Annotated in this window: 18 protein-coding genes, 3 tRNA genes and 3 rRNA genes; 9 read left to right on the plus strand and 15 right to left on the minus strand. The window is 57.2% G+C overall.

The genetic code is table 11. The annotated features are described in order from the left end of the window. Positions 1–82: 82 nt before the first annotated feature. The gene (locus tag SBC1_RS15595) at positions 83–868 is read left to right on the plus strand and encodes a class III extradiol ring-cleavage dioxygenase (protein WP_165092645.1); all 786 of its coding nucleotides are present in this window, start codon (positions 83–85) and stop codon (positions 866–868) included. Between the two features lie 116 nt (positions 869–984). Here the strand turns inward: SBC1_RS15595 and SBC1_RS15600 are convergent, their stop codons facing one another. Beyond that, on the minus strand, positions 985–2,577 hold the full coding sequence (locus SBC1_RS15600; RefSeq protein WP_165092646.1) for an APC family permease: 1,593 nt from the start codon (positions 2,575–2,577) through the stop codon (positions 985–987). 424 nt (positions 2,578–3,001) lie between these two features. Here SBC1_RS15600 and SBC1_RS15605 point away from each other — a divergent pair, with 424 nt between their 5' ends. After that, a complete protein-coding gene (locus tag SBC1_RS15605) occupies positions 3,002–3,205 on the plus strand; it encodes a cold-shock protein (RefSeq protein WP_035936159.1) in 204 nt (67 codons plus the stop codon). 164 nt (positions 3,206–3,369) lie between these two features. Here SBC1_RS15605 and SBC1_RS15610 read toward each other — a convergent pair whose 3' ends face one another. Continuing rightward, complete coding sequence (locus SBC1_RS15610) at positions 3,370–4,620, minus strand: Hsp70 family protein (RefSeq protein ID WP_165988464.1); 1,251 nt, start codon at positions 4,618–4,620, stop codon at positions 3,370–3,372. A gap of 199 nt (positions 4,621–4,819) precedes the next feature. Between SBC1_RS15610 and SBC1_RS15615 the strand changes: the two genes are divergently transcribed. After that, entirely contained in the window at positions 4,820–6,301 is a 1,482-nt protein-coding gene (locus SBC1_RS15615; RefSeq protein WP_165092648.1) for an MFS transporter, read from the plus strand. Between the two features lie 201 nt (positions 6,302–6,502). Here the strand turns inward: SBC1_RS15615 and SBC1_RS15620 are convergent, their stop codons facing one another. Next, entirely contained in the window at positions 6,503–7,099 is a 597-nt protein-coding gene (locus tag SBC1_RS15620) for a nitroreductase family protein (protein ID WP_165092649.1), read from the minus strand. Positions 7,100–7,237: 138 nt separating this feature from the next. Then, positions 7,238–8,521, minus strand: a complete 1,284-nt coding sequence (locus SBC1_RS15625; RefSeq protein ID WP_165988466.1) for an MFS transporter — start codon at positions 8,519–8,521, stop codon at positions 7,238–7,240. A 193-nt stretch (positions 8,522–8,714) separates the two neighbouring features. On the opposite strand from SBC1_RS15625, the gene SBC1_RS15630 reads away from it, so the two are divergent. Together SBC1_RS15630 and SBC1_RS15635 are read left to right on the plus strand one after the other, a co-directional pair. Next, complete coding sequence (locus tag SBC1_RS15630; protein WP_243830292.1) at positions 8,715–9,302, plus strand: TetR/AcrR family transcriptional regulator; 588 nt, start codon at positions 8,715–8,717, stop codon at positions 9,300–9,302. Next, entirely contained in the window at positions 9,299–9,853 is a 555-nt protein-coding gene (locus SBC1_RS15635) for a DUF1415 domain-containing protein (protein ID WP_165092651.1), read from the plus strand. Before SBC1_RS15630 ends, SBC1_RS15635 begins: the two co-directional genes overlap by 4 nt. On the opposite strand, the gene SBC1_RS15640 is transcribed toward SBC1_RS15635, so the two are convergent. Further along, a complete protein-coding gene (locus tag SBC1_RS15640) occupies positions 9,843–10,739 on the minus strand; it encodes an SAM-dependent methyltransferase (protein WP_243830242.1) in 897 nt (298 codons plus the stop codon). The genes SBC1_RS15635 and SBC1_RS15640 overlap by 11 nt on opposite strands. 447 nt (positions 10,740–11,186) lie before the next feature. Here SBC1_RS15640 and SBC1_RS15645 point away from each other — a divergent pair, with 447 nt between their 5' ends. Continuing rightward, positions 11,187–11,507, plus strand: coding sequence for a hypothetical protein (locus tag SBC1_RS15645; RefSeq protein ID WP_031362147.1), 321 nt, complete (start codon positions 11,187–11,189; stop codon positions 11,505–11,507). A gap of 66 nt (positions 11,508–11,573) precedes the next feature. Here SBC1_RS15645 and SBC1_RS15650 read toward each other — a convergent pair whose 3' ends face one another. Beyond that, positions 11,574–12,281 carry a FadR/GntR family transcriptional regulator gene (locus SBC1_RS15650; RefSeq protein WP_165092652.1) on the minus strand — a complete coding sequence of 236 codons (708 nt, stop codon included), beginning with the start codon at positions 12,279–12,281 and terminating at the stop codon, positions 11,574–11,576. 171 nt (positions 12,282–12,452) lie between these two features. Here SBC1_RS15650 and SBC1_RS15655 point away from each other — a divergent pair, with 171 nt between their 5' ends. The 3 genes from SBC1_RS15655 to SBC1_RS15665 are packed head-to-tail and all read left to right on the plus strand — an operon-like array spanning position 12,453 to position 16,164. Beyond that, positions 12,453–13,475, plus strand: coding sequence for a zinc-binding alcohol dehydrogenase family protein (locus tag SBC1_RS15655; protein WP_165092653.1), 1,023 nt, complete (start codon positions 12,453–12,455; stop codon positions 13,473–13,475). A gap of 16 nt (positions 13,476–13,491) precedes the next feature. Then, complete coding sequence (locus tag SBC1_RS15660; protein WP_165988467.1) at positions 13,492–14,610, plus strand: mannitol dehydrogenase family protein; 1,119 nt, start codon at positions 13,492–13,494, stop codon at positions 14,608–14,610. Positions 14,611–14,622: 12 nt separating this feature from the next. Continuing rightward, on the plus strand, positions 14,623–16,164 hold the full coding sequence (locus SBC1_RS15665) for a UxaA family hydrolase (RefSeq protein WP_207958412.1): 1,542 nt from the start codon (positions 14,623–14,625) through the stop codon (positions 16,162–16,164). 735 nt (positions 16,165–16,899) lie between these two features. Here the strand turns inward: SBC1_RS15665 and SBC1_RS15670 are convergent. The 9 genes from SBC1_RS15670 to SBC1_RS15710 form a co-directional block, all read right to left on the minus strand. Beyond that, on the minus strand, positions 16,900–18,513 hold the full coding sequence (locus SBC1_RS15670; RefSeq protein ID WP_165988470.1) for an NAD(P)/FAD-dependent oxidoreductase: 1,614 nt from the start codon (positions 18,511–18,513) through the stop codon (positions 16,900–16,902). A gap of 188 nt (positions 18,514–18,701) precedes the next feature. Further along, positions 18,702–18,814: ribosomal RNA gene (gene rrf, locus SBC1_RS15675) — 5S ribosomal RNA — on the minus strand. A 239-nt stretch (positions 18,815–19,053) separates the two neighbouring features. After that, positions 19,054–21,934, minus strand: a 23S ribosomal RNA gene (locus SBC1_RS15680). Positions 21,935–22,272: 338 nt separating this feature from the next. Beyond that, positions 22,273–22,348: transfer RNA gene (locus tag SBC1_RS15685), tRNA-Ala, on the minus strand. Positions 22,349–22,424: 76 nt separating this feature from the next. After that, a tRNA-Ile gene (locus SBC1_RS15690) sits at positions 22,425–22,501 on the minus strand. A 70-nt stretch (positions 22,502–22,571) separates the two neighbouring features. Beyond that, positions 22,572–24,104: ribosomal RNA gene (locus tag SBC1_RS15695) — 16S ribosomal RNA — on the minus strand. Together the 16S, 23S and 5S rRNA genes with 2 tRNA genes alongside form the textbook arrangement of a ribosomal RNA operon. A 984-nt stretch (positions 24,105–25,088) precedes the next feature. Next, positions 25,089–25,164: transfer RNA gene (locus SBC1_RS15700), tRNA-Thr, on the minus strand. An 18-nt stretch (positions 25,165–25,182) separates the two neighbouring features. Continuing rightward, entirely contained in the window at positions 25,183–25,701 is a 519-nt protein-coding gene (locus SBC1_RS15705) for a ClpXP protease specificity-enhancing factor (protein WP_165092656.1), read from the minus strand. A gap of 66 nt (positions 25,702–25,767) precedes the next feature. Continuing rightward, positions 25,768–26,379, minus strand: a complete 612-nt coding sequence (locus tag SBC1_RS15710; RefSeq protein ID WP_031362199.1) for a glutathione S-transferase N-terminal domain-containing protein — start codon at positions 26,377–26,379, stop codon at positions 25,768–25,770. Between the last annotated feature and the right edge of the window lie 57 nt (positions 26,380–26,436).

Below are 26,436 nucleotides of genomic sequence, written 5' to 3' on the forward strand. Positions count from 1 at the left end.
AATTCATTGCCTCGCCGGCTGTTTATCAACGCATCGTCTATGTTTATAGTCGTGGTAATACCTCTTTCAGAGATCCGCTGCCATGACTCGCCTTCCGACCGTTTTCATTTCCCACGGCGCGCCGACGCTGCCGATCGACCCGTCGATGCCTTCCGGCGAGTTCGCCTCGTTCGCGACGCGCTTCGAACGTCCGCGTTCAATACTCATGCTTTCCGCACACTGGGGCACGGCGCAGCCGGTGGCGAGCGTTGCCGAACAACCGGAGACCATTCACGATTTCTACGGCTTTCCGCGCGCCCTTTACGAGATCCAGTATCGCGCGCCGGGTGCGCCGGAACTTGGTAAGCGGGCCGCGACGCTGCTGACCCAGGCGGGCATTCCGTCGGCGATCACCGAGCAAGGTCTTGACCACGGCGCGTGGGTGCCGCTGCTGCTGATGTATCCGGACGCGGGGATTCCGGTCGCACAATTATCCATACAGCCGCATCTCGACCCGGCGCATCACTATCGCGTGGGCCGCGCGCTGCGAGCGTTGCGGGACGACGGCGTGATGATCGTAGGTTCGGGACAGATCACGCACAATCTGCGGACGGCGGATTTCAGCGCGCGGCCGGAAGATGCCGATCCACGCGTGACCGAGTTCACGGACTGGTTCGAGGATCGGCTGGCAAAACGGGACATCGAAGCTTTGTTGGACTACCGGAAACAGGCGCCGCACGCCGTGCTGATGCATCCGACCGATGAACATTTGCTGCCGATTTTCGGCGCGCTAGGCGCTGCCGACGATGATTTCGAACTTGGTATTCAGTCGCTCGGTACATTTCAGAAAACATTGGCCATGACGAATTACGTTTTCGGCGATGCCTAAATCCCCACAAAATGCAGCGATTTGCCACGAACGGAAATAAAAAACCCGCTTGATTGCTCAAGCGGGTTTTTTAATTGCAACAGCGGGATTTTTACGAGCCGGCTATCACGTAACCATCACGCACCGACTTCGGCGAGGATATCGTCGTGGCTTTCGCGTTCTTCGAGATATTGGGAGCGATATCCGGTTTGTACGCCCCAGTAATAAAACGCCAGCGCCATGACGGCCACCAACGCCATATCCCAGCCATACGGCAATAATCCGCGTCCGCCAAATTCCTTGCTGCCGATGAGCGAAACAAGCGCCATCGCCGGCAAATATACGATCAGCCACCATGCCGCCTTCAGGTCATCGCTCCACTCGTGAAAACCGGTCTTGGACTGGTAGTAGAAATACACTGGCAACGCGACCACCATCAGCAAGATGATCTCGCCGGTCAGCGGCCACTTTGCCCAATACAACACCTCGGAGGCACACACGAACGCGAACGGCGCGATGATGGTCATACCCTTGATCATCAACGGCCGATGCAGGTCCGTGGCCGCACGGCGCAGCGCCATTAAGCTCACCGGGCCGGTCAGATACGAGATCACGGTTGCGACCGAAATCACCGCCGCCAGCGAACTCCAGCCGCGGAAAAAGAACATGAAGACGAACGCGACGCCCAGGTTGAAGAACATCGCCGGACGTGGCACGCCGTAGAGCGGATGGACGTGACCCAGGATCTTCGGCAGCGTGTTGTTGCGCTCCATTGCGTAGATCATGCGCGAGGTGGTCGCCATGTAGGTCGTGCCGGTACCGCTTGGGCTGACAAACGCATCGACGTAAAGAAGAAACGCGAGCCAGTTGAGGTTAAGCGCCAGTGCGAGTTCCGCGAATGGCGACGCGAAGTTGAAGTTGCTCCAGCCTTTCAACACGTCGCCAGGACTGACCGCGCCGATATATGCCACTTGCAACAACACATAGATTACGAGTGCCATCAGGATCGAGCCGATCACCGCGAACGGAATACTCTTCGACGGATTGCGCGCTTCTCCAGCGAGATTCACGGGACTCTGAAACCCGTTAAAGCTGAATACGATACCGCTGGTAGCCACGGCAGTCAGCACTGCGGACCAGCCATAAGGCGCGAAACTCGAACTCGTACCGAAGTTCTCGCTATGAAAACCGGTCAGCATAAGACCGAGAATAGTCGCACCGGGAATAATGAACTTGAATACGGTAATTGCCGAATTAGCGCGGGCAAATAATTTAACGCCCCAGTAATTCAGCAGGAAATATACGATCACCAATAATGCCGATAAAATTAATCCGACCGGCGTTAATGATCCGTCAACAAAGAGTGCATGAGCCCATTGATACGGCCAGGTACTCATATATTGAATCGATGCTTCCGCTTCAATCGGAATGACCGAAACGATCGCAATCCAGTTCGCCCAGGCACTGACGAATCCAACAAGCGCGCCATGCGAATAGCGTGCATACCGGACCATTCCGCCAGACTCCGGGAACATTGCGCCCAGCTCGGCATAAGTCAGTGCAATGGCAAGAATGACTACAGCGCCAATAACCCACGCAACGATGGCAGCAGGACCTGCAATCTTGGCCGCTTTCCAAGCCCCGAATAGCCAGCCCGAGCCGATAATGGAACCCAGGCCGGTCAGCAGCAGCGCAACCGGTCCAATGTTCCGTTGAATAGAACTTTTCACTACGTCTCCCTCAGTCAAAAAACTTTCAAATAGCTTATGCGGGTTAATGCGAAACCTTCAGCTAAATGCGGCCCCGCCCCAACGTGGGGCGTAGTTTAACGGGTGAACCCGCATCACGCTCTATCTGTTACGACTGAGGTTTGGACGGGTCCGCTCGAGCATAAAATATTTACCGAAAGATTTGTAATGTGACGTTCGAATGTCGCTAAAAACATCTCAAAAAAAACCCCATATTGCGGTCGGATATTATTTGACCTTGGGTTTGATTCGCCGTATAAACCTTCTTGCAGGATTTCAAGTGGCGAGTGAATTGGTCTTTCGTAGTTCGCCCATCACGGTACTCCGGTTGGTCCTATTGCCCCTTCCTTGATTTTCATGCACATTCGGGCTTCGGCCTTATTCAACATCTTTAGGAACACGTAACATGGAAACCGGTACCGTCAAGTGGTTCAATGACGCAAAGGGCTTTGGCTTCATCACGCCGGACGGCGGCGGCGAAGATCTGTTCGCACATTTCTCTGAAATTCGCGTGGAAGGCTTCAAGACGCTTCAGGAAAACCAGAAGGTTACCTTCGAAGTGAAGACCGGCCCGAAGGGTAAGCAAGCTGCAAACATCAAACCGGCGTAAGTCTTATTGCCGTTTGAATAGCAGAGAAAACCCCGTATTCGCGGGGTTTTCTTTTTGCATCACGGGTTTATCAGTCGTAAATGAGAAATCACTTTAAATGACTGACCGGACGGTAATAGCAAGTAATACCGATCTGCGAGAAGTCAATTACCACTCGTTACCGATCAGCCGAATAGTCGGCGCGCATAAATACCGAGCCCGGTCGCTACGCTGGCCAGCCGGTCGCCAAACACCGCTTCAGCCTCCGGGAACGCATTGGAGAGCGATTGCGAGAGGAAACCAAGACCCGTCGATCCGCCGGTGAAATAAATCGCGCCTACGTCCTGGGGCGCCACACCTGCGCGGTGCACCGTTTCCCTCGCTGCCGCCACGATTCGCCGTGTCTCTTCCAGCCCCGCTTCAATGAGCTGCTGCTCGTTGAAGCCAATACGCAGCGCCTCTTCCACCTCCTCCATCCCGATCGTGGTCTCACCGCCCGCCGCCACTTCGATCTTCGCGGTCTCCGCGTGCGACGCTAACGCGTGTCCAAGACGGCGCTCGACCACGCGCATCAGACGGTCGTGGTGCTTCGAGTCGCTATAGAGGTGCCGCATCAACTGCAGTTCGTTGACGCGTTTCGGCCCGTAGACGGTATTGATCAGATGCCACGTGGCGAGGTCGAAATAAACGCGGTTCGGCACTTCTCGGCCTTCCGGTGCGATCGACTGATAACCGAGCTCACGAAGAATTGTCGCCAGCTCCACACGCCGGTCGAAGTCCGTTCCAGCCACATGGACGCCGTAATGCGCGAGCACGTCGTCTTTTCGCGACAACAGCTTGGCGCGCGCCGGCCCAACCCGCACCAGCGAGAAGTCCGACGTACCGCCGCCAATATCGGCGACCAGCACCAGCCCTTCTTTCGTCAGGCGCGCTTCATAGTCGAAAGCGGCGGCAATCGGTTCGTACTGGAAATGGATATCCGTCAGACCAATGGCTTGCGCCGCAGCCTGAAGCTGGTTCTGGGCGAGCTGATCGGCGCGCGGATCGTCATCGACGAAAAATACCGGGCGGCCCAGCACCGCGCGCCTGATCGGCGTGCTGGAAACGGCCTGCGCCTTCTGCTTCAGATGCTGCAGGAACAGCGTGATGACGTCGACGTAGCGGATCGCGGAGCCGTCGCCCAGGTCCGTGCTCGTCTCAGCCAGGGGCGAGCCGAGAATGCTCTTCATGGAGCGCATCAGGCGGCCGTCGAAGCCGTCGATGTAAGACTCGAGCGCGGCCCGCCCGTAGGCTTGCTCGTCCTCGTCCGTGTTGAAAAAGACAGCGGTCGGCAGCGTGGTGGCGCTGCCTTCGACCGGCGCGAGCCGGATCGACGCCCCGTCGGGCAATGCGACCGCTGAATTCGACGTGCCGAAATCGATCGCGCAATAAGTCATGAGGTGAGCGACGACAGCGTGAACGCCGCCGAGCGTCGCAAACAAAAAGTGGAGCGCGTTTTTAGCACGTAACGCGCAGTACATCAACAGCCAATCAAAAACATGGCCGGGGGAACGGATTTTGCTCGAAAACCCGGTAATTAATGCTCTCTGCCGGAGGCGCGTGCAGCCGGTCATTCCCACGTTACCGGCCAAACGTATGAACGACACCACGACCATCCGCTCAGTTGAAGGCGAAAAGGAAGCGCCAGCGAGGATCATTGAAACCGATTTGCCCGGAAGGCTCGACCGGCTGCCGTGGGGCCGCTTTCATACGCTGATTGTGCTGGCGCTCGGGATTACGTGGCTGCTCGACGGACTTGAAGTGACGCTTGCCGGCGCGGTGGCCAGCGCGTTGAAATCCAGTCACGTGCTCAAGTTTTCGAACGCCGATGTCGGGTTCGCCGGTAGCGCCTACATTGCGGGCGCAGTGATCGGCGCGCTGGGTTTCGGCTGGCTCACAGACCGGCTGGGACGTCGCAAGCTCTTTTTCATCACCCTGTTTTTGTACGTGGCGGCTACGGCAGCCACAGCCGTTTCGTGGAATCTCGCGAGTTTTGTGCTGTTTCGCTTCCTGACCGGCGCGGGGATCGGGGGCGAATATACAGCGATCAATTCCACGATCCAGGAGTTCACGCCGGCTCGCGTGCGTGGCTGGACGGACCTCGCGATCAACGGCACGTTCTGGGTGGGCGCGGGGCTCGGCGCTGCAGGTTCGATCGTGCTGCTCGATCCAGGCTTGCTGCCGCCCGATTACGGCTGGCGCGCGTGTTTTCTGATCGGCGCAATCCTGGGATTGCTGATCCTTTTCATGCGCATGTGGGTGCCCGAAAGTCCGCGCTGGCTGATCACCCATGACCGCGTGGACGAGGCGAAGGAAATTGTGGAGGGCATCGAGGCGAAGTTTCACGAACATGGCGTGACGTTGCCAACGGACCCCGTCAAACCGCTGCGCCTGCACGCCCGCGATCACACGAAACTCAGCGAAGTATTCCACTCGCTCTTTCATTCACATCGGCGGCGTTCACTGGTCGGATTGACGCTGATGACCGCCCAGGCGTTTTTCTATAACGCGATCTTTTTCACCTACGCGCTGGTGCTGACCGATTTCTACGGTGTGCCGGGGGATCGGATCGGCTGGTATGTGTTGCCGTTCGCCGCCGGCAATTTCCTCGGGCCGATCATGCTCGGCAAACTCTTCGATGTCCTCGGCCGGCGCAAGATGATCGCCTTCACCTACGGGATGTCGGGTGTTTTGCTGACCATCAGCGGATATATGTTCGAGCAGGGTTGGCTGACGAGCACCACGCAGACTATCTCCTGGATGGTGATCTTCTTCTTTGCATCGTCGGCGGCGAGTTCGGCGTATCTCACCGTCAGCGAAACCTTCCCGCTCGAGATTCGAGCGCTGGCCATCGCGATTTTCTATGCCTTTGGGACGGCGCTAGGCGGCATTGTGGGGCCCGCGCTGTTCGGTCGGCTGATTGACACGCATCAGCGCGGCGCGGTGTTTACGGGCTATCTGATCGGTTCTGCGCTGATGCTGCTGGCGGCGGTTGTCGCCGGAATCTGGGGGGTGTCGGCAGAACGCAAGTCGCTTGAGGACGTGGCGCGACCGTTGTCATCGGTGGAGGGGGATTGAGAGTGCGTTCGTGTAGCCCTCACGGCTTCAAACCTCCGCGTTCAGCAGGAGCCACGTCTCAGCAAATTGAGCGCAAAAATCCTCAAACTGCGGCGCTTCGGGGATTCAGGTCAACGACCTCTTTGCGCAACGGTGCCGCGATCGCCCGGCGTTTGCCGGACGATCGCGCTTGAGCCAACATGTACAACCTGCTGAAACCGCTTATTTGAACGCCTTGCCCCAAGCGCCATCGAACGCGATTTCGCCAATCGCTGCCCGCGTGCGCGGCGCGTTTTCACGTTCGAGGAGGACTTCGTCGAGCAACGCGGGATCACCGTGATGTCCCAATGCGATCATCGCGATCACTTCTACATCGTCTGGCGGAGAAAACGCTTCGCGGAACGCGTTGATATCGAAACCCGCCATTTGGTGCGCGACCAGACCGAGCGCGTGCGCCTGCAACGCCAGCGACATACCCGCCGCGCCTGCATCGTACGGAGCTGTTCGGTTCACATCGCCCTTAGGCGTCAAGGTCTTCGCCAGCACGCAAATCAGCACGGGCACATTCGCGTTCCAGCCTTGGTTGAACGGCACCAGCGTGGCGAAGGCCTTCTGGAAAGCGGCTTCGTCGTGGTTACGATCGAAGGTCAGGAAACGCCACGGCTGCATGTTGTACGAAGACGGCGCCCAGCGCGCGGCCTCCAGCACGCTGTGCAAATCCTCGCGGCTCACCGCCTTGTTCGATATAGCCCGCGGGCTCCAGCGGCCGGCCAGCAGTGCATCGATTGCGACTTCAGTAGGTGCGATTTTTTCGGTCATGCGGCAGTCCCTGGTTGGTTGATCCGGACAGCGCGCGTTAATACGCACGCTGCGAGACCATAAGAATAACCAAGCTGGCAAACCCGCGCTGCAGCGTTGAGTTCAATAATCAGCCGGCACAGCAGCCAGCAGCCGCTGTCAGGTCGCCACCGCCGGCATGGCCCGCGGTGCCTTGTTGATCCGCAAGACCATGACCGCGGCGACAATACACAGGCTGCCGGAAATCATCGTCGCGACGGTATAGGTGCCTAGACTCGCGCGCAGGATGCCGCCGCCGAGCGCCGCAAACGCCGCGCCGAGCTGATGCGCCGCCACGACCCAGCCAAATACGATAGGCGCCGACTCCTTGCCGTAGACGTCGGTAGCGAGCCGGACAGTCGGCGGTACGGTTGCCACCCAATCCAGCCCGTAGAACACCGCGAAGACCGGCAGTCCATAGAAGTCGATACCAAACGCGTGCGGCAGGAACATCAGCGACAACCCGCGCAAACCGTAATACCAGAACAGCAGCACACGGGCGTTGAAGCGGTCGGACAGCCAGCCCGACAGCGTAGTGCCGAAGAGATCGAAAATGCCCATGGCGGCGAGCAGACCCGCACCCTGCACTTCGGTCATGCCGTGATCGGCGCACATCGCGATCAGATGCGTGCCGATATACCCGTTCGTGCTCGCGCCGCAGATAAAAAAACTGCCCGCAAGCAGCCAGAAATCGCGCGTCTTGCTCGCCATGCCCAGCGTGCCGAAGGCGAGCGTGATCGGATTCTTTTGCGCGACGGGAATGGGCGGCGGCGCATCAGGAGCCTCGCCGAATGGGCGCAGCACGAGGTCGGCGGGACGCTCAGGCAACAGCCACGCCACCAGGGGCAACACCAACGCCGCTGCGGCCGCGACGACCAGCACCATGGGACGCCAGCCGAAGCGCTCGGTGATCGCCGCGAGCATTGGCAGGAACACAAGCTGACCGGTGGCCGAGCTGGCGGTGAGAATGCCCATTGCCAGTCCGCGATGCGATGTGAACCAGCGATTGACCACCGTGGCCGCCAACGTGATGGCGGCCACGCCGGTGGCTCCGCCTACCAGCACGCCCCACACCAGGATCATTTGCCACGGAGCGGTCATGAGCGTCGACAACCCCACGCCCGTCGCCAATGCACCGAGCGCGACAAGCAATGTCGGGCGCACGCCGAAACGCTGCATCGCGGCGGCAGCGAACGGTCCGGTCAGGCCGTACAGCGCCAGATTGATGGAAATCGCGAGGGAGATGGTCGCGCGGCTCCAGCCGAACTGATGTTCGAGCGGCAACATCATGACGCTGGGTGTCGCGCGCGTGCCGGCGGCCGCCAGCAACACAAGAAACACGACGCCTACCGATATCCACGCGTAATGCATGCGGCCCGAAAGCCGTCTGGCTGCCCAATTCATCCTTCGCTCCGGTTTCTTCTGGTTATCTTTTGACCAACATCTCGACGAACGTTACCACTCAGTCACATTTAGGTTGCGAGCTTAGTGACTGCTCGGTAACATGTCAAGAATCCCTTCCGAAGTAAAGGACATGACCGTGGTGCGGGTATCGAATGAAAACACTGTCGCCGATAAAAAAACCGTCCGCCGGCACATGGACGGCGCCACCGCGCAGGAGCAACTGCTCGACGCCGCGGAACAGCTTTTTTATCGCGACGGCATTCGGGCGATCAGCGTGGACGCGGTGGTCGAACGCGCGGGCGTGAACAAGATGAGCGTGTACCGCCAGTTTTCGTCGAAGGACGATCTGGTGGTGGCGTACCTCACGCGCATGGACGCGCGCTTCCGGGAGCGGGTCGAACGCAGTATCGCGAAACATCCGGATCAGCCGGCCAAAGCGCTTGTACAGAGCATTGCTGACCTTGTCGAACGGGCATCGAATCCGGATTATCGCGGCTGTCCGTTCGTGAACGTAGCCTGCGAATTCTCGGATCGCGAGCATCCGGCGCGGGTGTCGGTGGCGAACAACAAGCAGTATCTGATTGCCCGGCTGCTGGAACTATCAACGGCGGCGGGGGCGGCCGATCCTCAACTTCTCGCCGATTCCCTCGCGTTGCTGGTAGAAGGCGTATACGCGGCGAGTCAGACTTTCGGCCCCGGTTGCGGCCCCATGCGCTCAGCGCCCGCCACGGCCGCGCTGCTCGTGCAAGCGGCGTGCGGTGAAGACAGGATTGAACTGTGAACGAAGAGATTATCGATTCAACGCGGCACTGGCTCACGCGCGCAGTCATTGGCCTGAACCTGTGCCCGTTTGCCAAAGCCGTGTATGTGAAGGACCAGGTCCGCTACGCCGTCAGCGAGGCGCGCACGTTCGAAGATGTGCTCGCCGATATTGAAACCGAGCTGAAGCATCTGGCGGACACCGATCCGGAAAAAATCGACACAACGTTGTTGATCGTCCCGCACGCACTCGCCAATTTCGCCGACTACAACGACGCCCTTCATTTCGCCGATACCCTCCTCAGGCAACTCAAGCTGGAAGGTCAGCTACAGATCGCGAGCTTTCATCCGAACTATCAATTCGATGACGCGGAACCCGACGACATCGAAAATTTCACGAACCGCGCGCCCTACCCGATCTTCCATTTGCTGCGTGAGGCAAGCATTGAACGCGCAGCGGAAGCATTCCCCGACGCCGCCGATATCTACGAGCGCAACATGGCCACGCTGCGCCGTCTCGGCCACGCCGGCTGGCTCGAACACATGAAACGTGACGCCGGGATCAAGTCGTAAAGAACCGCTCGCGCATCTCTTCGAGACCGAGCGTTTCGAGCACATCGGACAGACGCTGCGCCGGTTTTCCGCGCGGCAGATCCTTGAACTGCGCGATGATCAACTCGTTTTTCATCGAGTGCTCCCAGCCGACGAGTTCCGTCACGCTGACCTGATACCCATGCGACTCCAGTTGCAGGCAGCGCAGCACATTCGTGATCTGGCTGCCGAATTCGCGCGTATGCAGCGGATGCCGCCACATCTCCGTCAGCACATTCTTCGAGAGCGAATGCCCTTTGTTCTTGCGTAGAACCGAGGCCACCTCGGCCTGACAACACGGCACCACCACAATGCTTTTCGCTTTCTTCTGCAAAGCGAAATGAATCGCGTCATCGGTTGCGGTATTGCATGCATGCAGTGCCGTGACGACATCCACGGTCGCGGGCAAACGGTCTGACGTAATCGATTCGGCCACCGATAGATTCAAGAACGACATACCCTCGAATCCCAATCGGGCGGCCAATTCCTCCGACTTTTCAACCAGCTCCGAGCGTGTCTCAATACCAAAGATATGTGACCGATCGCGCAGAGCCTTGAAGTAGAGATCGTAGAGAATGAAGCCAAGGTAAGACTTGCCCGCTCCATGATCGACAAGCGTAACCGAACCCTCTTTTGCATGAATTTCCGCAAGCAAAGGTTCGATGAACTGAAACAGGTGATAGACCTGCTTCAACTTTCGGCGGCTGTCTTGATTCATCTTGCCGTCGCGCGTCAAGATGTGCAGTTCCTTCAAAAGTTCGAGGGACTGACCGGGACGAATGTCGTGCTTGGCCGAAGTTTCCGGCTTTTTATCGGACGAATCCGTTGATGCAATGGGCGCGTTCGGCGCCCGGGACTTCTTGGCCATCGTCTGGATACCGTAGTGATTCTGTAGGCGGGGTCATGCGGAAATTTGGGCGCGAAGTGTGCGCTAACCGCTGGTTGTATCGATGTAGATCGGTAAGTTTACCCAAAAGCGCATAGACGCTCCCGTACGACGCAGCATCGGGAACTGGCAGAGGTTTCGAGTCGCCGCAACTCGGCACTGAGGAACCCGGGTTTCAGATGGAACATTTCGTGCATTTAGAACGGGAACAACCAACGGGATGGATGGATATTACGCGGTACAAGCCCGCGACTTTTATAGCAGGAAGCCCTGGTAACAAGGCCAAGCGCGACGAATCAGTGACCTAGGCAACGCTTGAGGCATGGCCGGTGAAACGCACCGGCGAACGTTGACGCACAGCATGTTACGTAACACCTAACGCACACGGCGCGTTCCCACGGGGAACACGCGAACAAAATGAGGACGGCGATGGACCCAATCCGAGACAGTAAAGCCGAACAGCAGTTTCAGGAAATGCTTGCAAAGCTCACGTCAATGCCCGAGTGGAGCGAAAAACAGCAACTTGAACTCGAAATGGCCCGAGAAATTTCCGGTGAAATGTTGCGGCTCGCGGAAGTCATGCGCGACGGCACCACCGACATGGAAACGTGCCTGACCATGCTCAAGTACGCGAAAGTGATGGATTTCGTGCTGACGACCCTCGCCTCGCGGCGCGAGATTGCGCCGCAGACGCTGCGCGTAATCTTCAAGCTCGCCGGGCTGAAAGTGGACGAGGCATATCCTGGTTGAACGCTGCTTGTACGTTGTTCGAAAGACCAGTCCGGGTTGGTTGCGGACTGGCTTGATGCGGCCTTTTCAATGCTTGCGGCGAGTCATCAGCCGCTCGTACGACGCCTTCAAATGGCGTTGCATCGAAGCTTGGGCCTGAATGGCATCGCGCGCTTCGAGCGCGTCCAGTATGTCCTTGTGCTCGCTTAACGCGGCCGCCCAGGTTTCCTCCCCCTCAAAATGCACACGCAGCTTGGATGACAGCGGGCTATGCCGTTCGTCGAAAAGTCCCGCTACCGTGCGCACCAGCACATCGTTTCCTGACATCTGCGCCACGGCCAAATGAAACGCGCGGTCCGCCGCCAGCGGAATTTGGCCGTTCGCCACTTCCCGCGCCATGTTTTCGTAGATTTCGCGCAGCGCCTTGAGCGCTTTCGGTTTGCCGAACGCCGCAACATTCCCTGCGATAGCGCCCTCGATCACCATTCGCGCGGTCATGATTTCGAGCAGACTGTCGCCGAACTCCGTTCCCGGCGGCAAATTCGGACGCGACCCGGGCGCGGATGGCGCACAGATATAAACGCCCGACCCCATCCGGATTTCAACGCGCCCTTCCAGTTCCAGCGCCACCAGCGCCTCCCGCACCGACGGCCGCGACACTCCCAGCATCAGTGCCAACTCACGCTCCGACGGCAGACGGCCGTTCGGCGCGAACCCTTGCTCTTCGATCAGAGCACGCAGTTTATCGGCGATCTGAAGGTAGAGACGACGCGTCTCAATGGGTTTGACAGCCACAAAGGCTCCTTATCTGGACAGGCAGGCCACATCGGCGGAAAGGCTGAATTCTAAACAACGATGCCGCCGGTGGTCAGGCCAAACCCCTATCCGAGGCAAATTGGCTTGACCAGTTACGTTTTAGGAAATTAACATGCACTCTGGTAAGGCCAAAAAAACCATCCTATCCCCATGAAAACTGTCATCTGCGAACAACCCGGCTCGCTCGTTCTGATTGATCGCCCGTCGCCCGAACCCGGTATCGACGACGTTCTGATCCGCATCAAGCGTGTCGGCGTGTGCGGCACGGACCTGCATATCTACACCGGGAATCAGCCGTATCTATCGTATCCGCGGGTGATGGGGCATGAATTGTCGGGGATCGTGGAGTCGGCACCGGCCGGCGCGCGCGTGGCAAAGGGCGATCAGGTGTACGTGATGCCCTACCTGGCCTGCGGAAAATGTATCGCGTGTCGCGCTAAAAAACCGAATTGCTGCATGAATATTCGTGTCCTGGGCGTCCATACCGACGGCGGTCTGGTCGAACAACTCGCCGTGCCGCAGGCGTTTGTGTTCAAAGCCGACGGCGTGACGCTCGATCAGGCCGCGATGATCGAATTCCTCGCTATCGGGGCGCACGCCGTTGCGCGCGCCGACGTGCAGCCGAAACAGCGCGCGCTGGTGGTGGGCGCCGGGCCGATCGGAATGGCGGCGCTGATCTTCGCCAAGCTGCGCGGCGCGGAAGTGACGGTGCTGGATGGCCGCGAGGATCGGTTGCGATTCTGCGAAACGCTGCTGAACGCCGACCATGTCGTGCGCCTGGATACGACCGGCGCCGCAGCGGATGCAAAACGGCTTGCCGCACTCACCGGCAACGAATTTTTCGACATCGTATTCGACGCTACCGGCAACGTTAAAGCAATGGAACGCGGGCTGGAGTTCGTAGCACATGGTGGAAAATATGTGCTGATATCGATTGTTAGCGACCGGATCTCGTTCGCTGATCCCGAGTTTCACAAACGTGAGACCACCTTGCTCGCGAGCCGAAACGCCACGCCGGACGACTTCGAAACCGTGCTTTCCGCGATGCGCGCCGGCCTCATTCCCACGGCAGCGCTCAACACGCACACGCTCAAGTTAAGCGATTTGCCGAGCGAATTTGCCAAACTGCTCGACCCTTCTGCGGGCGTGATCAAGGCACTGGTCGAGTGCTGACACAACCGTATAGACAATGAGCAATCCGATTCTCCAGTTCGGCACGAGCCGCTTTCTCCAGGCGCACGTTGATTTGTTCGTTGCCGAGGCCGCGCGGCGCGAGCCATCGAAGGCGCTTGGACGAATTACCGTCGTGCAAACCACAGCGAACGGTGAAAGCCGCGCGCGGATCGACGCGTTGCGCGCCTCTAGCGCATATGCCGTGCGGATTCGCGGCCAGCAAGGCGCGGTGACCATCGATGTGACCGTTCAATGCGACGCGATCACCGAAGCCCTCAACGCCACCGATGACTGGCCAACGCTACGTGAGCGCGTGCGGCACGACGTCAAGGTGATCGTGTCGAATACCGGCGATACTGGCTACGCCGCCTTTGAGGACGACATAGCGCGACGGCTTGAGGAGGACTCCGTCCCGCGAGGTTTTCCAGCCAAGCTCGCAGTGCTGCTCCACGACCGCTTTGTCGCGGGCGCTGAACCGGTGACCCTGCTCCCTTGCGAACTGATATCGCGCAACGGCGACACTTTGCGCGATCTCGTTATCGGCATTTCAAAGCAGTGGCGAGCCGACGACGCGTTCATCCGCTATTTGCAGCACGATTGCATTTGGGTGAACTCGCTGGTCGATCGCATTGTGTCGGAACCGATTCATCCCGTTGGCGCTATTGCCGAGCCCTACGCGTTATGGGCAATCGAGCGTCAGCCCGGCATGGTTCTGCCGTGCGAGCACGAAGATATCGTACTCACCGACGACCTCGCTCACTACGAGCGCCTCAAGCTTCTCCTGCTCAACCTGGGACATACGATGCTCGCGGAACTCTGGCTCGCCGATCAAGCCGCCGCCGACATTAACGTCCGGGACGCCATGCGCAACGAAGCGTGGCGCACGGCATTGGAATCGACATGGCGCGACGAAGTGCTTCCCGTCTTCCATGCCCTCGGCGAGCACGACGCCGCACGCACCTATCTCGTCGATGTCCGTGACCGCTTCGAGAATCCGTTTCTGGATCACCGACTCTCCGACATCGCGCGCAATCACGCAGAGAAAAAACAACGCCGCTTCAAACGGGCTGTCGAGCTTGCGCATCAACTCGGCTTGAATATTGAACAGCGTCGGCTTGTCGCGGCGCTGTCCTGAGGAATACTTACTATGTCCATCGATCACACCGTTATCCGCCTTCATCCAAACGACGATGTCGTGATCGCGACGCGTCAGCTCATGTCGGGCGCACGCATTACGTCTGAAATCGAACCGCTTGTGGTGAGCGGGCTAATTCCGCCGGGCCACAAGATCGCCACGCGTGACATTGCCAAAGGTGAGCCCGTGCGGCGCTACAACCAGATTATCGGGGTGGCGCTAGATGTCATCGCGCGAGGCCAGCACGTTCATGTCCACAACCTCGGCATGGCGGATTTCGAGCGCGAGCATGAGTTCGGCGTCGATATCCGCGAAACCCATTTCGTCGAAAAACCCGCCACATTCATGGGTATTCGTCGCGACGACGGTCGAGTGGCTACGCGCAATTACATCGGTATCCTGACGAGTGTGAATTGCTCGGCGACGGTGGCACGCGCCATCGCCGATCACTTTCGCCGCGATGTTCGTCCTGAAGCGCTCGCCGATTATCCGAACGTGGATGGCGTGATCGCGTTGACGCATGGACTGGGTTGCGGCATCGATTCTCTCGGCGATGGCATCGCGATCCTTCGTCGCACCCTCGCGGGTTACGCCGTCCATCCCAACTTTCATTCGGTGCTGTTCATCGGCCTGGGCTGCGAGACAAATCAGATTTCCGGCATCCTCGGTTCGGCTGGGCTGAAAGATAACGGCGCGAAACTGCGCAGCTTTACGATCCAGGACAGCGGCGGCACGCGCAAGACGATCGAACGCGGCATCGCGATGGTGAAAGAGCTTCTCGCCGATGCCAACCGCGTCAGCCGCGAACCCGTGCCGGCGTCGCATTTGGTGGTCGGATTGCAATGCGGGGGCTCGGACGGCTATTCGGGGATCTCGGCGAATCCGGCGTTGGGCGCGGCCGTCGATCGCCTGGTTCAGCATGGCGGCACAGCGATTCTCTCCGAGACGCCCGAGGTCTACGGTGCGGAACACTTGCTTACGCGACGCGCGGTGAGCCGGGAAGTCGGTGAAAAACTGCTGACGCGCATCAAGTGGTGGGAGGACTATTGCACACGAAACGGTGCGGCGATGGACAACAATCCATCGGCCGGAAACAAGGTCGGTGGCTTGACGACGATTCTCGAGAAGTCGCTAGGCGCGGTGGCGAAAGGTGGCACGACGAAGCTCGTGGAAGTGTACGAATACGCTCAACCTATCGATGCGAAGGGTTTTGTATTCATGGATTCACCTGGGTACGACCCGGTCTCGGCCACGGGCCAGGTTGCGTCGGGTGCGAATTTGATCTGCTTCACGACCGGGCGCGGCTCGGCTTACGGCTGTGCTCCCTCCCCTTCGCTTAAGCTCGCCACGAATACGGCGCTGTGGGAGCGACAGGAAGAAGACATCGATATCAACTGCGGCGGGGTTGTCGACGGAACGGCATCCATCGATCAGCTTGGAGAAGCCATTTTCCGGATGATGCTGGACTGCGCGTCAGGGGTCGCGTCGAAGAGCGAAGCGCACGGTTACGGGCAAAACGAGTTCGTGCCGTGGCAGGTGGGCGTGATTACTTGAGGGGTTGCTGATTCATACTGGCGGAGCGCACTGATCATTTGTTTCGGTGCTTTCGCTGTATCGATGTCGTTGATTGCGGCTAGGAGAATCGCTCGGGATGCGTACGGGCATCCGTCTTCATGCACAGCGGGAAGTGATGATTGGTGTCGGCGGATCCGTTGCTCCGAGGCCTTCGATAACTCAATGGGAGCGGCCGGTCGAGACCGACTTGGCATCGATTGCGGCGGTCAAATGCAGCATCGTAGCTCTCGTGCGCGGTCACCGATGAGACATCTCCACGGGCATTCACGTGTAGACAGCACCACTTGACACGACAGACAGTCGTCAGTCCATTTCGTCATTCCCGACTTGATAGCTGCCTTTCCGGAGCGAGGAAAAGGTCAAGCCCGAAGCCGCGAAGCGGTGGACCGGACGCGCAGGCTTGAGGTTCGACTCGCCCCGGAGAATCATTACCCTTCGGGAGTAGACGACATCTCAGCTGACATTGTCTGAGCGGTCGAGTACAGGCTAATACAATTCATGCGCGACGGGCGACGGCGATTAGAACCAGTAAACCGGCGGCATCAAGGCTTGAAGCACCTCAAAGGGCCGCTGGCGAAATCGACTGGCCAAGAAAGCGAATCCTCCATTTGTCGAGCCACAGCGTCTCAGCCATGCCCAATCCATAGATCGTAGGCGAAGAAATATGTCTCGGTACTGGCAGCAAACTAACCGCGCACCGATGTGAAACGCCCCCTAACCCGCCATCATCTTCAACGCCAGCGCCTCGGCCACTTCTATCCCGTCGATCGCCGCCGAATAAATGCCCCCGGCATATCCCGCGCCTTCGCCAGCGGGATAAAGCCCATCGACGTTCACACTTTGATAGTCGTCTTTTCGGCGAACCCGTATCGGCGATGATGTACGCGTCTCGACGCCCGTCAGCACCGCGTCGTGCATGGCGAAACCGGGAATCTTCTTGTCGATCTGCGGCAATGCTTCACGAATCGCCTCGACCACATACTCAGGCAAGGCGCTGGTCAGGTCAGTCATCCGCACGCCGGGTTTATACGACGGTTCGACGGATCCAAGCGACGTCGATGGCCGTCTCGCAATAAAATCGCCCACTAACTGAGCAGGCGCGCAGTAATCACCGCCACCGAGTTCGAACGCCCGTTCTTCCCACTGTCTTTGAAACGCGATGCCTGCTAGCGGACCGCCAGGGAAATCGTCTGGCGTGATTCCAACGACAATACCCGCATTCGCATTACGCTCGTTACGCGAATATTGGCTCATCCCATTCGTGACGAGGCGTCCCGGTTCCGATGCTGCCGCTACCACGGTTCCGCCAGGACACATGCAAAAACTATAGACCGCCCGACCATTGCTGCAGTGATGGACAACTTTGTAATCGGCTGCACCCAGCAGTTTATGTCCCGCGAATTTGCCGAACCGGCTGCGATCGATCAGTCCTTGCGGATGTTCGATTCGGAATCCGAGTGAAAACGGTTTTGCTTCCATGTAGACGCCGCGATCATGCAGCATCTCAAACGTGTCTCGCGCGCTATGTCCCACCGACAACACCACGTGATCACAGCGCAGCGTTTCGCCATTGGAAAGCGTGAGACTTCGCACCTTGCCGCCGTCAATCTCAATATCTTCGACACGCGATTCGAAGCGCACTTCGCCGCCGAGTTGATGAATCGTCGCACGCATTTTCTCGACCATCCCGACTAGCCGAAACGTACCGATATGCGGCCGGCTCAGATAGAGAATGTCTTCCGGCGCGCCGGCAAGCACGAACTCTTCGAGCACCTTGCGACCATAGTGCTTGGGGTCCTTGATCTGGCTGTATAGCTTGCCGTCCGAAAACGTCCCGGCGCCGCCTTCGCCAAACTGCACGTTCGACTCGGGATTCAGCACGTTTTTCCGCCACAAGCCCCACGTGTCCTTGGTCCGTTCACGAACAGCCTTGCCCCGTTCCAGGATGATGGGGCGAAAACCCATCTGCGCGAGAATCAACCCAGCGAACAATCCGCACGGGCCCATGCCAATCACAACCGGCCTCGGCGATGTCATCGACACCGGCGCCTTCGCGACAAACTTGTACGCCATGTCCGGCGTCACTGTGCAATGCGGCTGATCGTCCAGATAACGAAGCGCGGAGGCTTCGTCCTTCACTTCCACATCAACGATGTACGTGAGTTTGATGTCGGAGCGCTTGCGCGCATCATGCGCACGGCGAAATACCGTATAGCGGATCAGGCTATCGCTGGGGACATGAATAAGCGCGAGACGTGAGCGAATTGCCGACTCGAGTTCGCTTTCCGAATGCTCAAGCGGCAGCTTGATTTCGCTTAGACGTAGCATGGGGACCTGTTTTGCAAGAGCCGCGAAGACATCCGGCTAAAGCACTATTTTAGCGTGTTGACGAATGCATAAGCCGGTGTGTTGTCGCATGGCTTGCGGAGTATGAGAACGGGGGGCCCGAAACGCAAAAACCCCACCTTTGGGGGGTGGGGTTTCTGCGAGCTGCGGTGTGTTGCAGCGAATGAGGAGCCTGACGATTACCTACTTTCACACGGGTATCCGCACTATCATTGGCGTGGAGTCGTTTCACGGTCCTGTTCGGGATGGGAAGGGGTGGTACCAACTCGCTATGGTCATCAGGCATAAGGGGGTGTTGTGGTGGGGGTTAAGGCCATCACAACCAATCTGGGGAAGAAGTAGTCGAGTGCATGGGGGGTTTTACGCGCCGCACGCCTCGTTATTACTGGTGAAGCTTGGGGTTGTGTTTGTTGGCACAACACTGATCTCAACCTAGGCGTGTACTTAAGACCCTGCGCGTTGCGCAGGATGGGGCATCCATAAGTGCTGAAGCACTAACGGCTGCCGACACACACTGGTTATAGGATCAAGCCTTACGGGCAATTAGTATCAGTTAGCTTAATGCATTACTGCACTTCCACACCTGACCTATCAACGTCCTGGTCTAGAACGACCCTTCAAGGAGCTCGAAGCTCCAGGGATATCTCATCTCAAGGCGAGTTTCCCGCTTAGATGCTTTCAGCGGTTATCTCTTCCGAACATAGCTACCCGGCGATGCCACTGGCGTGACAACCGGTACACCAGAGGTTCGTCCACTCCGGTCCTCTCGTACTAGGAGCAGCCCCCTTCAAATATCCAACGCCCACGGCAGATAGGGACCAAACTGTCTCACGACGTTTTAAACCCAGCTCACGTACCTCTTTAAATGGCGAACAGCCATACCCTTGGGACCGGCTACAGCCCCAGGATGAGATGAGCCGACATCGAGGTGCCAAACACCGCCGTCGATATGAACTCTTGGGCGGTATCAGCCTGTTATCCCCAGAGTACCTTTTATCCGTTGAGCGATGGCCCTTCCATACAGAACCACCGGATCACTATGACCTGCTTTCGCACCTGCTCGACTTGTCGGTCTCGCAGTTAAGCACGCTTATGCCATTGCACTATCAGCACGATTTCCGACCGTACCTAGCGTACCTTCGTACTCCTCCGTTACACTTTGGGAGGAGACCGCCCCAGTCAAACTGCCTACCATGCACTGTCCCCGATCCGGATCACGGACCAAGGTTAGAACCTCAAACAAACCAGGGTGGTATTTCAAGGACGGCTCCACCGAAACTAGCGTTCCGGTTTCATAGCCTCCCACCTATCCTACACAGATCGGTTCAAAGTCCAATGCAAAGCTACAGTAAAGGTTCATGGGGTCTTTCCGTCTAGCCGCGGGGAGATTGCATCATCACAAACACTTCAACTTCGCTGAGTCTCGGGAGGAGACAGTGTGGCCATCGTTACGCCATTCGTGCAGGTCGGAACTTACCCGACAAGGAATTTCGCTACCTTAGGACCGTTATAGTTACGGCCGCCGTTTACCGGGACTTCAATCAAGAGCTTGCACCCCATCATTTAATCTTCCGGCACCGGGCAGGCGTCACACCCTATACGTCCACTTTCGTGTTTGCAGAGTGCTGTGTTTTTATTAAACAGTCGCAGCCACCAGTTTATTGCAACCCCTTCACCCTTTGCGCGCAGGCGCATCAAGCTACAGGGGCGTACCTTATCCCGAAGTTACGGTACCAATTTGCCGAGTTCCTTCTCCCGAGTTCTCTCAAGCGCCTTAGAATACTCATCTCGCCCACCTGTGTCGGTTTGCGGTACGGTCTTGTTAAACTGAAGCTTAGAGGCTTTTCTTGGAACCACTTCCGATTGCTTCTTCGCCTAAGCGAATGGCCTCGTACCCTTGAATTCCGCGCCCGGATTTGCCTAAGCGCCTTCTCCAATACAAGGACCGGGACTTCCAACACCCGGACAACCTTCCGCGATCCGTCCCCCCATCGCATTTAACAATGGTGCAGGAATATTAACCTGCTTCCCATCAGCTACGCATTTCTGCCTCGCCTTAGGGGCCGACTCACCCTACGCCGATGAACGTTGCGTAGGAAACCTTGGGCTTACGGCGAGGGGGCTTTTCACCCCCTTTATCGCTACTCATGTCAGCATTCGCACTTCCGATACCTCCAGCACACTTTTCAATGCACCTTCACAGGCTTACGGAACGCTCTCCTACCATGCGAGATAAATCTCGCATCCGCAGCTTCGGTATATTGCTTAGCCCCGTTACATCTTCCGCGCAGGACGACTCGATCAGTGAGCTATTACGCTTTCTTTAAAGGGTGGCTGCTTCTAAGCCAACCTCCTGACTGTTTTAGCCTTCCCACTTCGTTTCCCACTTAGCAATATTTGGGGACCTTAGCTGGCGGTCTGGGTTGTTTCCCTCTTGACACCGGACGTTAGCACCCGATGTCTGTCTCCCGTGATTGCACTCTTCGGTATTCGGAGTTTGCTATGGCGTAGTAATCCGCAATGGACCCCACAACCATGACAGTGCTCTACCCCCGAAGGTGATACACGAGGCACTACCTAAATAGTTTTCGGAGAGAACCAGCTATTTCCAAGTTTGTTTAGCCTTTCACCCCTATCCACAGCTCATCCCCTAATTTTTCAACATTAGTGGGTTCGGTCCTCCAGTACGTGTTACCGCACCTTCAACCTGGCCATGGATAGATCACTTGGTTTCGGGTCTACGCCCAGCAACTGAACGCCCTATTCGGACTCGCTTTCGCTACGGCTGCCTTAATCAGTTAACCTTGCTACTGAACGTAAGTCGCTGACCCATTATACAAAAGGTACGCCGTCACCCCTTTCAAGGCTCCGACTGTTTGTATGCATGCGGTTTCAGGATCTATTTCACTCCCCTCCCGGGGTTCTTTTCGCCTTTCCCTCACGGTACTGGTTCACTATCGGTCGATCACGAGTATTTAGCCTTGGAGGATGGTCCCCCCATCTTCAGACAGGATTTCACGTGTCCCGCCCTACTTGTCGTACACCTAGTTCCACACATCCGCTTTCGCCTACAGGGCTATCACCTGCTATGGCCACACTTTCCAGAGTGTTCGGCTAACGGTCGTGCTAAAGAGTACAGGCTGATCCCATTTCGCTCGCCACTACTTTGGGAATCTCGGTTGATTTCTTTTCCTGCGGTTACTTAGATGTTTCAGTTCACCGCGTTCGCTTCTCATAGCCTATGGATTCAGCTATGGATACTCCATTCGGAGTGGGTTTCCCCATTCGGACATCGACGGATCAAAGCTCGTTTGCCAGCTCCCCGTCGCTTTTCGCAGGCTACCGCGTCCTTCATCGCCTGTGATCGCCAAGGCATCCACCACATGCACTTGTTCGCTTGACCCTATAACGAGTGTGTCTCCGAGCGTTTTTCTCTACACCGAACCGAAGTTCAATGCGGATGAAACCTCTTTCACCCCGCTATAGGTTGAGTATTCGTGTTGCGCCGTATTCCAAAGCAATCTTTCGATCACCTTTTCATACATTGATACAATCACAACCCTGATTCACCTACTCGCACACCCATCTCTAAGTATGCTTTCGTGAATCTCTTTACTACTTCTTCCAGATTGTTAAAGAACGACAGCATCACCTAAAGCGCTATGCCTTAAATGATTTTACTGACTGGCTCAATCGCCAATGCAAATCACTCTTCATTTAAGAGTGCTTGGCATTGATGATTGGTGGAGGATGACGGGATCGAACCGACGACCCCCTGCTTGCAAAGCAGGTGCTCTCCCAGCTGAGCTAATCCCCCCGTACCTTGATGCTTGAGGGTCCGTAAATTCTATTGAATGTGATTCACTTCTCGTGAGCCACCTTCAAGCGAATCATGGTGGGTCTGGTTGGATTCGAACCAACGACCCCCGCCTTATCAAGACGGTGCTCTAACCAACTGAGCTACAGACCCTTAGCCTGTCTTCTTACAGCCGATAAGCGTGAGCGCTTTAGCACTTCACTTCAAAACGTTTGAGCTCGAGAAAGGAGGTGATCCAGCCGCACCTTCCGATACGGCTACCTTGTTACGACTTCACCCCAGTCATGAATCCTACCGTGGTGACCGTCCTCCTTGCGGTTAGACTAGCCACTTCTGGTAAAACCCACTCCCATGGTGTGACGGGCGGTGTGTACAAGACCCGGGAACGTATTCACCGCGGCATGCTGATCCGCGATTACTAGCGATTCCAGCTTCACGTAGTCGAGTTGCAGACTACGATCCGGACTACGATCGGTTTTCTGGGATTAGCTCCCCCTCACGGGTTGGCAGCCCTCTGTTCCGACCATTGTATGACGTGTGAAGCCCTACCCATAAGGGCCATGAGGACTTGACGTCATCCCCACCTTCCTCCGGTTTGTCACCGGCAGTCTCCTTAGAGTGCTCTTGCGTAGCAACTAAGGACAAGGGTTGCGCTCGTTGCGGGACTTAACCCAACATCTCACGACACGAGCTGACGACAGCCATGCAGCACCTGTGTATCGGTTCTCTTTCGAGCACCCCCACCTTTCAGCAGGGTTCCGACCATGTCAAGGGTAGGTAAGGTTTTTCGCGTTGCATCGAATTAATCCACATCATCCACCGCTTGTGCGGGTCCCCGTCAATTCCTTTGAGTTTTAATCTTGCGACCGTACTCCCCAGGCGGTCAACTTCACGCGTTAGCTACGTTACTAAGTCAATGAAGACCCAACAACTAGTTGACATCGTTTAGGGCGTGGACTACCAGGGTATCTAATCCTGTTTGCTCCCCACGCTTTCGTGCATGAGCGTCAGTATTGGCCCAGGGGGCTGCCTTCGCCATCGGTATTCCTCCACATCTCTACGCATTTCACTGCTACACGTGGAATTCTACCCCCCTCTGCCATACTCTAGCTCGCCAGTCACAAATGCAGTTCCCAGGTTAAGCCCGGGGATTTCACATCTGTCTTAACGAACCGCCTGCGCACGCTTTACGCCCAGTAATTCCGATTAACGCTCGCACCCTACGTATTACCGCGGCTGCTGGCACGTAGTTAGCCGGTGCTTATTCTTCCGGTACCGTCATCCTCCCGCCGTATTAGGGCAGAAGTTTTCTTTCCGGACAAAAGTGCTTTACAACCCGAAGGCCTTCTTCACACACGCGGCATTGCTGGATCAGGGTTTCCCCCATTGTCCAAAATTCCCCACTGCTGCCTCCCGTAGGAGTCTGGGCCGTGTCTCAGTCCCAGTGTGGCTGGTCGTCCTCTCAGACCAGCTACAGATCGTCGCCTTGGTAGGCCTTTACCCCACCAACTAGCTAATCTGCCATCGGCCGCCCCTATAGCGCGAGGTCCCGAAGGATCCCCCGCTTTCTTCCGTAGATCGTATGCGGTATTAATCCGGCTTTCGCCGGGCTATCCCCCACTACAGGACACGTTCCGATGTATTACTCACCCGTTCGCCACTCGCCACCAGGGTTGCCCCCGTGCTGCCGTTCGACTTGCATGTGTAAGGCATGCCGCCAGCGTTCAATCTGAGCCAGGATCAAACTCTTCAGTTCAATGCCTGTTACTGTTTTCTATTCTTGCGAATAGGTCGCTCACTCAACGTACTGACAAGTTCCTCCCATCTTCCAGTTGCCCGAAAGACGCTCAAAACCTACCTTAATACTAGTGTGAGACTTGATACTTTCGCTTCACGGCAGCATCTCCCGAGAAACCCCGGAAAACACCACCACGCTTAAAGCCAAGCACCAAGCGCCCACACTTATCGGCTGTTAGTTTTTAAAGAACATTCGCGCCAACCACAAGATCCCAACCTTCAGAACCCTGCCGCTTTCGCGTTGCTGCATCAGCAGCACAGAAACGAGATTATGTCCTGCGTTTCGCTTTTCGTCAACAGGTTTTTTACCGCTTCGTGACAAACATCATCTCGACCACCTGGACTTTTCAATTTCGTCGAAGTGCCGTCCTGCTTGGCTCTCCGTGTACCGAAATTGATCAGCTAACGCCCTTACTACACTTCCCGCTTCTCTTCGCCTCATACAGAAGCGAAGAGGGCGAATTCTAGTGCTGCCTCAGACCTTGCGCAAGGGGTTTGTGAAAAGATTATTAAAGGCGCGTGAAGAGTCTGCGTCGTCACAGCGAAATGCGGATGAACCAGGCGCACGCGACGGGCTATCAAAGCAGACTTCCTAAAGGACCTAAAGGAACGTCCGGGTCGGATCGGGGGCCACCGCTCGATTATTCACGTTCACGTGCACCGGACCCGCAAGAGCACCAGTGTCCGGAAGAACGCGTGGTTTGCTGGCGCCTCCCGCGACAATCTGTCAAAAATTTGCATCCCGACGCTATCTCGAAACTCGCCGGCTCCTCGGACCAAGTCCTGCTTTGCATTGACCCGCAACGCAAAGGCCCCATCAGGAACAACGCCAATCACGTTATTCAGCGGCGAGCGATTAATGCTCCCCGAAAACGAAAAACCCCGCGAACCGTTGCCGGGCGCGGGGTTGAACAACATCTTGGTGAATCATGAAAAGCTAAACTGGTGCCGGCTGCAGGACTCGAACCCGCCACCTTCTGATTACAAATCAACTGCTCTACCTGATGAGCTAAGCCGGCGAAGTCAGCGATTTTACTTCATTTGACGACTTTGAGGTGGCCTCGACCCGATGATTTGGATCCATCGTCGTCAGGAGGCAACTCATCGTTATCTTGTGCGTCTCGCGCGGACGCTGTCGTCTCACGGTGCTCAATCCGCTCAGACCCACTTTCTTCCGGGCCCAGCTCAGACGAGCGCGGCCCACCGCCCTCGCCCGACACATCCGGCGCCGCACCGATCGCAGCGGGATCGACGGGAAAGGCCATGCCCTGGCCATTCTCTCGTGCGTAGATAGCCAGCACGTTCGTGACCTGCACCTCGATCTTGTGCGACTTGCCGGAAAAGCGCGCGCTGAACTCGATCCACTCGTTACCCATCTGCAACTGGCTCGTAGCCTCGAAGCTGATGTTCAGCACGATCTCGTCATTGCGCACGAACTGGCGCGGCACACGCGTACCGTTGTCGACCCGCACCGCGATATGCGGCGTAAAGCCGTTATCCGTGCACCACTCGTAGAGCGCGCGCAGTAGATAAGGCTTGGTGGATATTTCTTGCATCGACTTGCCCTCGATCGATGGGGAGCGCCGCCGGTCGAGCCGGCGCGCGCCCCGCCATCGAAAATATTAGCGACGCATCACCTTTTCAGAAGGCGTCAGCGCTTCGATGTAGGCCGGACGGCTGAAAATCCGCTCAGCGTACTTCATCAACGGCGCAGCGTTCTTCGACAATTCGATGCCATAGTGATCCAGGCGCCACAGCAAGGGCGCGATGGCGACGTCGAGCATGGAAAACTCTTCGCCGAGCATGTACTTGTTCTTCAGGAAAATGGGGGCGAGTTGCGTCAGGCGATCGCGGATGGCGTTGCGCGCCTTCTCGTGATTCTTTTCCGCTGCCTTGCCCTTTTCGTTTTCCAGCGTGCCAACGTGCACGAACAGCTCTTTCTCGAAGTTCAGCAGGAACAGGCGAGCGCGGGCGCGCTGCACCGGATCGGCGGGCATCAGTTGCGGATGTGGAAAACGCTCGTCGATGTATTCGTTGATGATGTTCGATTCGTACAGGATCAGGTCGCGTTCGACCAAAATGGGAACCTGGCCGTACGGATTCATCACCGCGATGTCTTCCGGCTTGTTGAACAGGTCAACGTCGCGGATTTCGAAGTCCATGCCCTTTTCGAACAACACCAGCCGGCAGCGCTGGGAGAACGGGCAGGTAGTGCCGGAGTACAAAACCATCATGATTAAAAGTCCCTTCAGAAAAACATAAGGGCCAGCGTACGAAAAGCGCCTGCTAGG

The sequence above is a fragment of the Caballeronia sp. SBC1 genome, assembly GCF_011493005.1.
GTDB lineage: Bacteria > Pseudomonadota > Gammaproteobacteria > Burkholderiales > Burkholderiaceae > Caballeronia.